12 protein-coding genes are annotated in these 14,675 nt (G+C 32.7%); all 12 read left to right on the plus strand.

What is annotated here, in order from left to right:
* The first annotated feature begins 57 nt into the window (after positions 1-57).
* On the plus strand, positions 58-1,260 hold the full coding sequence (locus AAIE21_RS17045) for a glycosyltransferase (protein WP_343267844.1): 1,203 nt from the start codon (positions 58-60) through the stop codon (positions 1,258-1,260).
* A gap of 240 nt (positions 1,261-1,500) precedes the next feature.
* The gene (locus AAIE21_RS17050) at positions 1,501-2,532 is read left to right on the plus strand and encodes a glycosyltransferase (RefSeq protein ID WP_343267845.1); all 1,032 of its coding nucleotides are present in this window, start codon (positions 1,501-1,503) and stop codon (positions 2,530-2,532) included.
* 18 nt (positions 2,533-2,550) lie between these two features.
* Positions 2,551-3,711 carry a polysaccharide pyruvyl transferase family protein gene (locus AAIE21_RS17055; RefSeq protein WP_343267846.1) on the plus strand — a complete coding sequence of 387 codons (1,161 nt, stop codon included), beginning with the start codon at positions 2,551-2,553 and terminating at the stop codon, positions 3,709-3,711.
* A gap of 13 nt (positions 3,712-3,724) precedes the next feature.
* On the plus strand, positions 3,725-4,915 hold the full coding sequence (locus AAIE21_RS17060) for a glycosyltransferase (protein WP_343267847.1): 1,191 nt from the start codon (positions 3,725-3,727) through the stop codon (positions 4,913-4,915).
* A 12-nt stretch (positions 4,916-4,927) separates the two neighbouring features.
* Positions 4,928-6,121, plus strand: coding sequence for a glycosyltransferase (locus AAIE21_RS17065; protein ID WP_343267848.1), 1,194 nt, complete (start codon positions 4,928-4,930; stop codon positions 6,119-6,121).
* A 48-nt stretch (positions 6,122-6,169) separates the two neighbouring features.
* Positions 6,170-6,730 (plus strand): acyltransferase, encoded by a 561-nt coding sequence (locus tag AAIE21_RS17070; protein ID WP_343267849.1) that lies wholly within the window; start codon positions 6,170-6,172, stop codon positions 6,728-6,730.
* Between the two features lie 39 nt (positions 6,731-6,769).
* Complete coding sequence (locus tag AAIE21_RS17075) at positions 6,770-7,951, plus strand: glycoside hydrolase family 88 protein (RefSeq protein WP_343267850.1); 1,182 nt, start codon at positions 6,770-6,772, stop codon at positions 7,949-7,951.
* Positions 7,952-8,155: 204 nt separating this feature from the next.
* Positions 8,156-9,037, plus strand: a complete 882-nt coding sequence (locus tag AAIE21_RS17080) for a glycosyltransferase family 2 protein (RefSeq protein ID WP_343267851.1) — start codon at positions 8,156-8,158, stop codon at positions 9,035-9,037.
* Position 9,038: 1 nt separating this feature from the next.
* Positions 9,039-10,586: a lipopolysaccharide biosynthesis protein gene (locus tag AAIE21_RS17085; RefSeq protein WP_343267852.1), complete on the plus strand. Its 1,548-nt coding sequence runs from the start codon at positions 9,039-9,041 to the stop codon at positions 10,584-10,586.
* A 163-nt stretch (positions 10,587-10,749) separates the two neighbouring features.
* A complete protein-coding gene (locus AAIE21_RS17090) occupies positions 10,750-13,170 on the plus strand; it encodes a right-handed parallel beta-helix repeat-containing protein (RefSeq protein ID WP_343267853.1) in 2,421 nt (806 codons plus the stop codon).
* 259 nt (positions 13,171-13,429) lie between these two features.
* Positions 13,430-14,026: a sugar transferase gene (locus tag AAIE21_RS17095; protein WP_343267854.1), complete on the plus strand. Its 597-nt coding sequence runs from the start codon at positions 13,430-13,432 to the stop codon at positions 14,024-14,026.
* Positions 14,027-14,039: 13 nt separating this feature from the next.
* On the plus strand, positions 14,040-14,675 hold the full coding sequence (locus AAIE21_RS17100; RefSeq protein ID WP_343267855.1) for an acetyltransferase: 636 nt from the start codon (positions 14,040-14,042) through the stop codon (positions 14,673-14,675).

Raw genomic sequence — 14,675 nt, forward strand, 5'->3', positions numbered from 1 at the left:
TACTGCGATTGCTTTCATTTACTTACATTAAAACAAAATATGAACGTGAGGAAGCGGATGAAAAAAAATGTTTTAATTTCTATCTATGATATGGAAATTGGTGGAATAGAAAGAAGTCTAATTAATATGTTGGAAAGCTTCGACTATGATACATACAACATAGATTTATTGATATTTAATCATACCGGAGAGTTCTTAAATCTAGTACCTAATAAAGTTAACGTACTACCACAGATAGGTGGATATACCGTCTTTAGGAAGTCAATTGTGCAATGTGTACGTGGAGGATATTTTGGGGCAGTAATCACAAGAATAATAAGTAAGTATATGGCAGGCAGAATATCGAAAAAGAGACAGTTAAAGGAAGGTTCAGGATATATTCAGATGCAGCTTGTGTCAAAGTATGCAGCGTATTTTTTGCCTAAACAGAAAAAAAAGTATGACGTTGCGATTAGTTATGCATGGCCACACGATGTTTTAGCTGATAATGTCAGCGCTGATAGGAAGATTGCTTGGATTCATACAGATTATAGCACACTAGAAATTGATAATAAAATTGATTTTGCTATGTGGAATAAATTTGATCACATAGCATCTATATCAGACGAATGTACAAAGGCGTTTTTAACTGTATATCCATCACTAAAAAATAAAATTGTACAAATAGAAAATATTACTTCACCCCAATTTATCCGAAATATGGCTGAAAGCACTGTGAATTTTAATAAGCAAAGTAACGACACCTTTAATATTTTATCGGTTGGAAGATTGTCATATGCGAAAGGGTTTGATGTTGCTATAAAAGCTCTTAAAGCATTACATAATAAGGGGTTAAACAATATAAAATGGTATGTGATAGGATACGGATCGGATGAATCTATCCTTAAAGAACTGATAACGGAACAACAGTTAGAAGACAGTTTTATACTATTAGGTAAACAAACCAATCCATATCCGTATATGAAGTTATGTGATTTATATGTTCAGCCGTCTAGATATGAGGGAAAGGCAGTTACGGTTACGGAAGCTAAAATCCTTGAAAAGCCTATATTGATAACTAATTATCCTACCGCAGCCAGTCAATTGGATGATGGAATTGAGGGCGTTATATGTGATTCAAGTATAGAGGGGTTAGTCGAAGGTATCGAAAATTTATATAGAGATGATGAGCTAAGGAAAACATTAATCAATAATTTGCGAGATCGAGATTATAGTAATAACGCTGAGTTGAATAAGCTATATAAAATTATCCCGCATTAATGGGCAGTAAGACCCTCACCTCAAAATTCGGCAAAAACAAAGAAGCTAGGTGGGAGATCAGTTGCCCTTAAAAGTCCGATTCGTTCAACTAATAATTAGCGGGGGATGAAGAAAACTCCCAATGACTAAAGTTTCACTTTATAGGTGCCTAAACAATTCATACATCAAGTATAGGAGACAACAATAGAGGTGTATTTATGATAATAGCGTAAGAGATTTCTCGTAAAGGTGTGATTAGGCATGAACCAAAAAGTAAGTGTAATAATACCAGTTTATAATGCAGGAAAATACATCACTCAGTGCATAGAGTCACTTTTAAATCAAACACTTCAAGAGTGTGAGTTTATATTTGTTAATGATGGTTCAACAGATGACAGCAGGGAAATAATTGAGAATTATAAGAAATTAGATGACCGGATTATACTTATCAACCAAAGAAATCAAGGTGTAAGTATTGCTAGAAATAGGGGCCTGCATTTAGCGGCTGGGGAATATGTTGGATTTGTTGATGCTGATGATTGTGTAAAAAGAGATATGTATGAGGTGCTATATCATTCAGTAAAAGAAAGTAATTGTGATGTAGTTATATCAAATTTCGAGAGTGAAACGGAAGGACATAAGGTAACTACAAAATACCCATTTCCTATAGATATTGTTCTCAAAAGGGATTATATAGAGCGAGAATTATTACCTTATTTCCTTAAGGCGGATAACTTGAATACTGTTGTAAATAAGATTTATCGAAATAATGTAATCAAAGAAAATGACGTTAAATTCCCAAATGGAATTGCATTGGGGGAAGATGGAATGTTTAACGTTGAATTCTTTAGTGTTGCAACCCGTATGAAATATATCAATTATGCAGGTTATCACTATAGGGAAGTAGCGGGTAGTGCTACTAGAAATATATCGAAAAGAGATTACTTTCAGAGGGCTGTAGAAGTATATACTATGGAATTGCCTAAAATATATACTGATAAACTTAATAAAGTAAAAATAAATCAATTAAAATCAATAAAGTTTATGAATAGTGTAATGTCCTATATACATGTTTATTTTACACCATCTAAAGATGTAAGTTTCAGTAGGCGGTATAAATATGTAAAAAGTATGATACGAAATAAACATGTGAGAGAGGCACTATCTATATATTATAGTGAAATTTATAACAAGCTAGGAAGATATGAGCGGTTAATAATAAATTTAATAAAGAGACAATCAACTATTGGACTGTATTTCGCTACAGCCTACAGTAGATTCAGAAATAAATAATAGTGAGGGAGTTTAAGTATGAAAATTATGATGTTTGCCCATGGTGGCAGTCTTAATAGGGGATGTGAGGCTATTGTTCGTTCCTCTACTAGTATCATAAAAGAAAAGGTAGATGAGGCAAAGATATATTTGGTATCAAGTAAGCCTGAAACAGATAAGATTATAACAAAGTTAGATGGGATATATGATGGTTCTACTAAGAGTATAGCAAAGTACTCATATGAGTGGTGGATGGCTTTACTTAAAGTAAAATTGTTTAATGATGAATCTTATGCAATAGCTAAAATGGAAGATAATATAATTAAACATATAAAGAATATGGACGTATGCTTATCTATAGGCGGAGATAATTATTGTTACGGGGAGCAGCCCGCATTGTATGAAATAGATAAAAAAGTAAAAGCAGCAGGAAAGAAGTTAGTGTTATGGGGATGTTCTATAGGTGAAGAGGATATGTCTGAGAGAAAGTTAGGAGACTTAAAACAGTTTGATTTAATATTAGCTCGTGAAACACTTACTTATAATATGTTGAAAAATAAAGGGCTTAATAATGTTAAATTGTGTGCAGATCCTGCATTTACTATGGAGAAAGAAGAGTTGGAATTACCAAAAGGATGGCAAGAGGGGAATACAATAGGTCTTAATTTTAGTCCACTTGTATGGAACAGGAACAAGGATTCACAAGTTGCGGTAAGAGATTTAATTAACCATATACTAGATACTACAGATTCAATAATTGCTCTCACACCGCATGTTATGCAGGATGGGAATAACGATTATGAAGTTCTGTATACATATTATGAGGAATTTAAAAATACAGGTAGGGTAATTATATTACCAAACAATTTAAATGCAATACAATATAAAGGGTATATAGCTAGGATGCGATTCTTTATAGGAGCTAGAACACATGCTACGATAGCAGCTTACTCAAATTGTGTTCCAACTATGGTATTGGGATACAGTATAAAATCGAAGGGGATAGCTAAAGACTTATTTGGAGAAGAGAAATTAGTCTTAAATATAGAAGAAATATCTAATAGTAATAAATTAAAAGCTAAATTCGATGAGATGGTAAGAGAAGAAGATCAATTGAAGAGAAAACTAGAGCAAACTATGCCTAATATTAAGAGAATGTCATATAAAGCGGTAGAATACTTACAAGAATTAGCTAAGTAAATCGAGGTATATTATGAAAAAAAAATTATTATTTGTTATGCCTAGTCTATCTGCTGGTGGTGGGGAAAAGAGTCTAGTAAACTTACTATCTCAAATAGATTATCAATTATATAATGTAGATTTATTTTTGTTTAACCATGAAGGTATATTTATGGAATTTGTGCCAAAAGATGTACAAATTTTACCTATACCAGAAGCATATAAGACATTTACTTTGCCTTTGTTTAAATCGGTCAAAGCATTTTTATTAAAAGGGGAAATATCGTTAGCCTATAATAGGTGTATGTTCACCATGAAGAATAGAACAGGAAAAAATACATCAATAAAGGAACAATATAGCTGGAAATATATTGCTAAGTCTTTAAATAAAATTGAGAAACAGTATGATGTTACTATAGGATTCTTAGAAAAAACCGCTACATATTTTTGTGTAGATAAGGTGAAAGCACATAAAAAAATAGGATGGGTACACATTGACTATAATAAATTAGGAATGGATTCGAATTTTGATGTTTTGTACTTCAAAAAGCTAAACAATATAGTTACAGTATCGGCAGAGTGTGCCAATATCCTAAAAAATAGATTTCCTAATCAAAAAGATGAGATAAGTGTTATTTACAATATTGTATCACCGACAATGATACATAAAATGGCTAATCAGGAAAATAAGGATGTTTATGTTAAGAAAGATAATGAAATTATTATCCTTTCAATAGGTAGGCTGCACTACCAAAAAGGCTTTGAAATGGCTATAGAATCCTGTAAGAAACTAATAGATAAAGGGTACAAAATAAAGTGGAATATTATAGGTGAGGGAGAAGAAAGAGAACAACTGACTAATTTGATAAAAGCAAATAAATTAGAAAACAATTTCAAATTGTTAGGATTAAAATCTAATCCCTACCCGTATATAAAACAAGCAGATATTTATGCACAGACATCTAAATTTGAAGGGAAATCTATAGCAATTGATGAGGCGAAAATATTGAATAAGCCTATACTTGTTACTGATTTTAGTACTGCGAAAGATCAAATTGCCAATGAAATAAATGGATTAATTGTAGACATGAAACCAGAGGCTATTGCAGAAGGAATTGAGAGACTTATAAAAGATAAAGAACTAAAGAAAAAATTAGTAAGTAATCTTTCGAAAGAGAAATTAGGAACGGAAGAAGAAATATATAAGTTATATGAAATTCTATAATGGGTGAAGTTCATGAAAAAAAATATATTATTTATAATGAATAATCTAAATTGTGGTGGGGCTGAAAAAGCCCTAATTTCTTTATTGGAAGTTATAGATTATTCTAAATACAAAGTGGATTTATTCTTATTTAAGCATGAAGGAATATTTATAAATAAGTTACCAAAAGAAGTCACTGTATTACCGGAATCGATAAAATATAAATATTTTGATATGCCTATAAAAAGGTCTTTGACAGACTTAATGAAAATAGGAGATTTTAAAACAATATTTTCTAGAGGGGTATTAGGTTATCTGGCTAAGACAGAAACAAATGGAGCCATAATTGAACAAAAAATATGGAAGTACATGTCAAATTCGATAGATGAAATCGATAAGGAATATGATGTAGCCATAGGGTTTCAAGAAAAAAATCCTATATATTTCTGTGTAGACAAGGTAAAAGCGAAAAAAAAGATTGGATGGATACACACGGATTATAATAAATTAGGGATTGATTTTAGTAAAGAAAAATTTTATTTTGGGAAACTAGATCATATAGTGACTGTATCAGAAGAGCTAGTAAATATTTTAAAGGAGAATTTCCCGGAATATGGGGAGAAAATTGGGTGTATACACAATATAGTTTCTGCAAGAATGATAAGGAAAATGTCATTAGAGAAAGTTGATTTTAAAGAAGAGAACGATAAAAGTATATCATTAATTTCGGTAGGAAGATTGGCTAAAGAAAAGGGATTAGATATCTCTTTAGAAGCATTTAATATACTCGTAAAAAAAGGGTACGATCTTACATGGTATTTGATCGGAGAAGGTAACGTAAGAGAAGAACTTGAAAGAATTATAAAGGAAGAAAAACTGGAAAAAAGAGTGAAGTTATTAGGTATAAAAGAGAATCCATATCCATACATAAAGCAAGCAGATATATATATACAGACATCCAGATATGAAGGTAAATCTATTTCTATAGATGAGGCAAAAATATTGGCAAAACCAATATTAATTACTAATTTTGAAACAGCTAATAATCATATAAGGAATAATATCAATGGAGTAATTGCAGAGATGAACCCTATGTCAGTGGCAAATCATCTTGAGTTATTAATAAAAGAAGAAAAATTAAGAAGTGAGTTTATCGATAATCTCAAGAAAGAAGAATTGGGGACAGAAGATAAAGTTGATCATTTGTATAATTTAATAGATGGTTAAATATAGCATTTAAAAATAAGTTAAATAATACATCCATTGGAGGCCATTATGTTTAATCGGATAAAAAAATCATTAATGGTAAAATTGGGAATGGTATCTCTTGAAGATTTAACAGTAGAAGCGTGTTTACAAAGAGGTATGAAGGTAGGGGGGAATTGTAGTGGATTAGCTGGAAGTACAATTGACTATGCTCATTGTTGGCTAATAGAAATAGGTGATAATGTTACATTTGCACCCCAAGTATATCTCCTTGCACATGACGCCAGTACGAAACGATATTTAGATTATACAAAAATAGCGAAAATAAAAATAGAAGACAATGCATTTATAGGAGCAAGGGCTTTAATTATGCCCGGGGTTACAATAGGGAAAAATGCTGTTGTGGCTGCGGGAAGTATAGTAACAAAATCGGTTCCGGAAGGATGCATAGTTGGAGGAAATCCCGCGAAAATTATAGGGAAAACAAAAGATTATATCAATAAGCACCAATTAAATCTAAAGACAGCACATCGTTATGATAAAACCTGGACAATAGGTGAGAATATCACACCAGATATGTGCACTCAAATGTCAGAAGAATTAGGTAGTACTGTTGGATATGTTAAATAAGTATTTAAATTATTTTCACGTTGAAAGGGCAATATAAAGATGATATTTCAAATTTTGAGCTGTATTGTAATTTTTATTATTTTTATGATTATTACCATAGACTTAGTACCTGTAATAAAAGATTGGGTACTAAGAATTCATATGGGGAGGTATAAGGATAAGTCCATATGGAACAAGACTATAACGAAAAAAGGGTCTAAGTGGTTATTAAACACCCCAAAAATAAAAGTAACAGACAATACAAGATTAGTTGTATTAGATATGCTGAAAGGAAATTATACGAAAAGTACGATTCAACATTGGCAAGAAGCATCATTAGTATTAGGTTTATCTGAGTATTTAAAACATAATGATGATAAGGAAATGGAATATGAGATTGAAAAATTTTTGAATTCAAAATTTGATAGTAGTGGTCAATGGCTAGAAAAACCTAAGCATATAGACGGAGCTATACTCGCTTACGCTATTATGAAGTTGGATTGCATTGATATAAATAAATATAAAAAGGCATTAGATTATACATGGGAAATGATTAAAGATCATATAGGTGAGGACGGCACAGTAGAATATAGGAAGTTTATGAAAAGCTACAGATATGTAGATACTATAGGGTTTATATGCCCTTTTCTAGTTTGTTATGGTACTAGATATAACGAGGAAGAGTGTATAGATTTGGCAGTGAAACAAATTAGGGAGTATGAAAAGTATGGAATGTTACATAAACATTCGCTACCGTGTCATGTCTACAAGATAGAGAATAAAGTCCCTCTTGGATTATATGGATGGGGAAGAGGTCTTGGTTGGTTTGCTATTGGTCTTATAGATGCTTGGAATGAATTGCCTCAAGATAGTAAATATAAATTATCATTTGAGGAAAGTGTTAAAAGGTTTGCGAAAACGGCAATGAGTTTTCAACAAGATAATGGAAGTTGGAATTGGACTGTAACTAGAAATGAGAGTAGGTCTGATTCTTCCGCTACAGCTACACTTGGATGGTTTATGTTAAATGCTTCAAAGATAGATGGAATTTCAAGTGAATGCATGGATAGTGTAGAGAGAGCCATGCATTATTTAATGCAAGTTACAAGAAAAGATGGGGCAGTTGAATTTTCCCAAGGAGATACAAAGGATATAGGAGTATATTCTACATTATTTAATATTCTTCCTTTTACCCAAGGATTTTGTATTAGGAGCATTAATTTATATTTAAATAAAAATTAAGTATAAATAATGTATAAGATAGGTTTTTACAAATCAGATGGATATGTTAGGAAGTTAATAATTTTGATTGAATAAATTAAGTCATGATTTTCCGCCAGTAGAGTAAAATCTGTGGTGCTTTTTTTATGGGAAAATGGGATAAAAAAGGTGAAAGTAATAGATTATATGAGATGTAAGCAAGGTTCATACAAAGGATGATTATAAATGAAAATAACAGTATTCACCCCAACGTATAACAGAGGATATATTATAGAGAAATTATACAGATCATTACAGGAGCAAACATATAGAAATTTTGAATGGTTAGTCATTGATGATGGATCAAGTGATAATACAGAGGAATTATTTAAATTGTGGAAATTAGAGGAGAATTCATTTTCCATACGATACTATAAAGTTGAAAATGGAGGGAAACATAGGGCAATTAACAAGGGTGTTGATTTGGCTGAGGGAGAAATGTTTTTTATAGTAGATTCCGATGATCACATTACAGAGGATGCATTAGAAAGTATAGTAGAATGGGAAAATAGTTTGGAGAATAAAAAATTATTTTGTGGTGTTTCTGGTAATAGGGGAGGGAGCAGTAAGGATTTTTTAGGAACAACGTTTAAAGGTGAATATGTTGATGCAACTTCACTTGAAAGGAATAAATACAATATAACAGGAGATAAAGCTGAAGTCTTTTATACCGATATACTAAGGAAATACAAGTTTCATGAGTTTGAAGGGGAAAAATTTATGACAGAGGATACGGTATGGAACCGGATGGCTTATGAAGGTTATAAAATAAGATGGTTTAACAAGACAATATATATATGTAATTATTTAGAAGATGGTTTAACAAAAAATATGAGGGATATATTTTCCAAAAGTCCGAAAGGTACAGCATATTACATAAATCAGCAAATTGAATTTTATAAGTGTGGCCTGAAAGGGAAATTATCCTATTATAATTTATATTATGATTTTGTTAAGTCTAATTTAAATGTAAAGAAAGCCGCAGAGTATTTGGGGATTCATTCGTTTACTTTAATATCAGCTATCTTGTTGGCTACATGTAAAAAATTTATATCAAGAAGGTTTTAATATGAGAGTAAAAAATTCCATAATTAATATATCTGCTGGAATCGGAAATCAAATCATTGTCACATCTTTAAGCTTTATTTCACGAACCGTATTTATCAATACTCTGGGCATTGAATATCTAGGTATAAATGGATTTCTTACTAATATATTGTCTATGCTTTCGTTAGCGGAGGCAGGAATAGGCGCTAGTATAATGTACAGTCTTTATAAGCCAGTCGCAGAAAATGATCAAGAAAAAATTAACATACTTATGAGATTGTATCGGAAAGCATATATGGTAATCGCCTTGATTGTTTTGTTACTCGGGTTATCCTTGATGCCATTTCTTGGATACTTTATTAAAGATTCAAATGTTGAAAATATTCATTGGATTTACCTTATATTTTTATTCAATACAGTTGCACCCTATTTGTACATGCATAAGAATTCGTTTTTAAGTGTTTCTCAGAAGGGTTATATCGTAACGGGAATATATTCCATATCTTCAATTACATCTACTTGTCTCAAAATTGGAATACTTCACTTTACAAAAAATTATATTTTATATTTAGTTATCGACAGTATGATAACAGTTACGACTAGCATTGCTTTGGCAATCATAGTCAACAGGATGTACCCGTTTTTAAAAAATAAAGTTTCGGGTGTATTAGATGCTGAAACTAAAGAGAAAATTGTTAAGAATGTGAAAGCAATTGTGTTGCAAAACATAGGAAATTACCTAGTATTAGGTACCGATAACATTATCATATCTTCATTTATTAGTGTAGCGGCAGTTGGACTGTATTCTAACTACAATATGTTAATAGACATTTGTAGGAATTTTACTTATCAAATTTTTAATAATACATACCATAGTGTAGGGAATTTAGTAGCAGAAGAAAGTATAGAGAGGGTTTATAGTGTGTATAAAGTCTATATGCTTTTGAATTTTTGGTTATACTCATTCTTCTCTATATTGTTATGTATTATAATGGAGCCCTTTATCACTTTATGGATTGGATCAGATTATCTTATGAGTAAAAGTGTGTTGTTTGTATTAGTAATTATTTTTTATGAAAGAGGTATGAGGAACTCCATAACAACTGTGAAAACTACAGCGGGTGTTTTCCATGAGGATAGATATGCACCTTTGGTTCAAGCTGCTGTCAACCTAGCTGTTTCTATTGTGCTAGTTAAATATATGGGGATAATGGGTGTATTTCTTGGTACCCTTGTAAGTGTGATTACTGTTCCTTTCTGGCTTACTCCTTATTTAGTATACAAAAATGTATTTAATAGGCCTGTAATGGATTATTTCTTAAAATACTCCTACTACGCAGCAATAGGTATAGGAACGTATTTTATTACAAGTTTTGTGAGCAATTTCACGTTATCAAGTAATTTCTTGGAGTTATTATTAAAGGGAATCATATGTATCATAGTTCCTAATGTGATTTATATATTGATTTTCCATAAAACAACTGAATTTAAATATTTATTTGGGATTATTAGAGGGATTTCACAAAAGTTATTAAAAAAATTTAAGTTAAATAAGGGGATTCCCTACTAATTCGAATCAAAGTGTTGTTACATGCTAATAACACGTGTTTTAAGGAAAAAATTCAAGAGCTATAAGCTATGGAATGAAAGACTCCGTTTTATTGTTAGAGTTCATATACCCAATCTATTCAATCTATAGAAGCATAATATATAGAAAAAAAGGAAGTGGGAATATGGACGTAAACTTAAATGCGAATCTTGGGGACCTTAATGATGTGGATGTAACAACAGCATCACCTACTCATGGTGATGTATTAACTTATGATGGCCCCACAGCGCACTGGTCTCCAAAAAAGGTGCCGGTTTCAAATGTAAAGGACGTTTCAAATTCATATATATTAGAATTGGTTAGATGGAATATTAAAAATGATGGTACCAATTCTGTTGCTACTACAAAGGGGATAAGTGATGCTTTAGTTTGGGCTAAGTCCCAAGGATACAATCATGTTATACTACCGAGCGGCATATATAAGTTGAAAATTGACAATACATCGTTTTCATGTATTGCCATACCAAGCGGCCTACATTTTGAAATGTCAGGGGAGTGTGTCTTACAACTGGAAACTAATTCGTCACCTTGGTATCGAGTATTTGATATTAAGGGAGTCAAAAATGTGAAAATTTCTGGTGGGAAAATAGTCGGAGATAAAAAAACACATATTTACGAAATAGGTGTGAAGTTTGTAAGAGGAGGAGTCAATACTGACGGTTCATTGAATAATAATCCTAATTTTATCCGTAGTGAAATAGTAGACAGATATGAGAATCCTGGGCTCCTTAAAGCTTTTAGACTGTGGTCTATTCCTGGAATAAACACCACAGCATACAGTTTTTATCAATATAAAGATACTGTTGCAGTTGGCACGCTAGTCGGTTCTAGAACAAATGGTCAATTTGCTCCGGCGTCTTCGACTGGAAGGGGTTGGTTCGCGCCAATAGAAGATGCTAATAAAATGATTTTTGTTATTGATATTACGTCTTCGCCTTTAAGTGATGCCCAAATTGCAAAAATAAATGCAAAAGTGGACAGCCAGAATTACACCCATGAGTGGGGACAAGGAATAGAAATAAGGGGCTCAAACTTTGTGGAGATAGATTGTGTAGAAATAAGCAATTGTACAGGGGATGCTATTTCAACAGGTTGGTTAGAATATAAGATTAATCCAGCTGATTATACACAGGAACAGATGGGATCGCATATTTACATTCATAACTGTGATATTCATCACTGCAGAAGGCAAGGGATTACTCTCGGTAGTTCAAATGACACTTATATTTTTGAAAATAAAATTTATTCGATTGGTAAAGCTGATGACGGCGTTACAACCGATGGCATCGCCCCGATGTTCGGAATAGACATCGAATCCATGTGGTCTGAAAGTAACATACCGACATGGCGACCTGAACTGAATCAATCGGGGTTTGAACTGAATACTAGAATTTATATATATAATAACTATATTTCTAATAATGCTCGCGGACATTTTGTAAATGCAGACGGCATTCATATAGTTTTGGAAAATAATATATTTGAAGGATATAACATAGGGGGAATTAGTTCTTATCAGAATAACTGGTATGTCAAATACATTAACAACACTTTCATTGGATGTGAACTCGTTGTTAAAGGAGACAATTTTGTCAACGGGGCAATATGTAATAACGGTAATATCAAACTGCAGGATATCCGAGGGGCTGTCATTCAAAATTGCCAGATAAAAAATGGTTTATTTTACGGTTCGAGCATCTATGGATACTTTGGCAGCCCTACTGTAAATGTCGCCAGTGGAATGTTTTCCTATAGTACTCCACATGGAATGGGAAATGGTGCGAAAATATGTTTTGAACAATGGGTTGGCAAAGTGCCTACTGGAATTAGTGTGGATAAACTCTACTATACGATTAACGTAACGGCAACAAGTTTTCGAGTATCTGAAACATTGAATGGACCACCAGTGGTGATAACTGACGCTGGAAAAGTCGGATTTAATATAAGCAGGTATGATTATGGCAGATGCTATATTTCGGACATCACAGTTGAAAGAGAGTGGCGAAGTGATAATACGGTAACACAAAACTTTTCAGTGCTTTTAACAGGTGGAGTCATTAAGAATATTACCGTCAAGAATTATGATATTAATATTAAGCCACCTGCTAATTATGGTGGTCGCCCCATTGCTATAGAAGGCCTCATTTTAATAGAGGGGGCCGCAGATTTGGAATGTTGTAACCTTAGTAACAGTAAATTTATAAGAGCAAAAACAAGCAGAATAGGTGGGGATATATCTTTTGGTTCCAATAACACCCAATATACGAGAAAAATTAATGCGGATAATTGTTTGTTTCAAAATGTTGGTATAAATTTCGAAGGGAATATTGTTCATAGTTGTAACACATTCCTAAATTCTATTATTAGGAAGACGGATAATCCTGCTGTTTCTATCATTACGCACAGCTATTTAGAAGACACTCTTCTTAGTTTACATTGGTTAACTAGGGAAAAGGCGATGACTGTAGTCAAATGTGTATTCAATAATGTATCTACTGATATAAGCACAGCCACTAGATTGATAGATAATACTATCATTAACTGAATATGGAAAGAAAAAACCGCTATATTTTTATAAAAATATAGCGGTTTTATTATTGAGTTTAGGCGCCTGATCTTCAGGGAACGAGGAAATGTATTTATAACATACTGAATGAAATTTATAGCAGAATGTAAGTTGCGAATTGATTTCATTTTATGCGAGAGTATGGTTGAATTGGAACCCCCCTAAAGGTGGTTGGAAGATTATAACCTCGTTCTGTGGGAAGCGCCTCAAAAAATTTTCGATTGGAGTATAATTACTTATGAAAAGGCTTTTTGATTTGTTCATTTCTTTGTCATTATCGGTGTTGTTTTCATTTCTTATTATAATAGTAGCAGTTTTAGTTAGATTTAAGTTAGGTTCCCCTATCCTATTTAAGCAGCAACGTCCAGGATTACATGGTAAACCTTTTTTTCTATATAAGTTTAGAACTATGACTGATGAGACAGATAGCGAGGGGAATATGCTTCCTGATAATGTAAGACTTACTAAGTTCGGTAAATTTCTTAGAAAATATAGTTTGGATGAATTGCCACAGTTAGTTAATGTTATAAAAGGGGATTTAAGTTTGGTGGGTCCTAGACCATTATTGATGGAATATTTGGAGTTATATACAGAAGAACAGGCTAAGCGGCACAATGTAAGACCAGGAATTACAGGGTGGGCTCAAGTGAATGGAAGAAACGCAATCTCATGGGAAGAAAAATTCGATTTTGATGTGTGGTATGTGAAAAATCGGACTTTTTTTCTTGATATGAAAATTTTGTTATTGACAGTGAAGAAAGTATTTAAATCGGAAGGCATTAACCAAGTTGGGCATGCAACTATTGAGAAATTTACTGGTACCAAGGGCTTTTGAGGAGGTGAAATGAATGCAAATAATCATGATTGGGGCAGGTGGCCATAGTAAGGTTATCCGCGATATTATACTATCATCATATGGGGATTATGAAATTATAGGTCGATTAGATGATATGTATGAACAATTAAGAGTTGAGGATGGCGTTTATTTTGGACCTATTTCTGCAGCTGAAAAGTTAATGAGTGAACATACAGATGTAAGGTTCGTGGTAGCTATAGGAAATAACAGAACACGAAAACTAATTATGGAGCAGTTAGAGATTCCCAGTCATCGTTATGTAACGCTTATACATAAACAAGCTATCGTTAGTTTAAGTGCAAAGATTGGAACTGGTACGGTTATTATGCCAGGTGCAATTGTTAATGCAGATGTTGAAATTGGGAATCACGTTATTGTCAATTCAGGTGCTATTATTGAACATGATAATAAGGTAAAAGATTTTGCACATATTTCCCCCAATGCTGTGCTTACGGGATCTGTTACTGTGGGGCCAGGCGTACATATAGGAGCAGGAGCTAATGTAATTCCCAATATTACAATTGGTGCTTGGTCCGTTATCGGTGCCGGAGCAACAGTGATCGGTGATATTGCAGCAAATTGTACAGCAGTGGGCGTTCCAGCCAGAGTAATAAAAAAAGAAATGTAG

This window comes from Paenibacillus sp. 102 (assembly GCF_039549175.1).
GTDB lineage: Bacteria > Bacillota > Bacilli > Bacillales > Bacillaceae_G > Bacillus_A.